The 617-nt window shown below is 54.3% G+C and carries 1 rRNA gene; it reads right to left on the minus strand.

Going from position 1 to position 617, the window contains the following annotated elements:
* A 23S ribosomal RNA gene (locus tag HMPREF3104_RS04740) occupies positions 1-617 on the minus strand; the annotation flags it as partial.

A 617-nucleotide genomic window follows, 5' to 3' on the forward strand; every position in this document is an offset into this window, starting at 1 on the left:
GTGCTCTGACGGATTGTAAGCGCACGGTTTCAGGAACTCTTTCACTCCCCTCCCGGGGTACTTTTCACCATTCCCTCACGGTACTATCCACTATCGGTCACACTGAGTATTTAGGCTTACCGGGTGGTCCCGGCAGATTCACAGCAGATTTCACGGGCCCGCTGCTACTCGGGGAAAAACACATACACCCAACACAGCTATGTCTTCGCGTACAGGACTCATCACCTTCTCCGGTGCACCATCCCAGGCGCTTCCGCTGACACAACCACATCAAGCAAGTCACTAGCAGATAACTTACGATGCGCCCCACAACCCCACATGCGCAACCCCTGCCAGGTATCACACACACATGGTTTAGCCTCATCCGCGTTCGCTCGCCACTACTAACGGAATCACAATTGTTTTCTTCTCCTGCGGGTACTGAGATGTTTCACTTCCCCGCGTTCACCCCCATACAGGCTATAGATTCACCTGCAGGTAACACCACATAACTGGTGCCAGGTTTCCCCATTCGGACATCCTCGGATCAACGCTTAGTTGGCAACTCCCCGAGGCTTAACGCAGCCTCACACGTCCTTCATCGGCTCAGCATGCCAAGGCATCCACCGTACGCCCTT

This window comes from Corynebacterium sp. HMSC30G07, from assembly GCF_001806945.1.
Lineage (GTDB): Bacteria > Actinomycetota > Actinomycetes > Mycobacteriales > Mycobacteriaceae > Corynebacterium > Corynebacterium riegelii.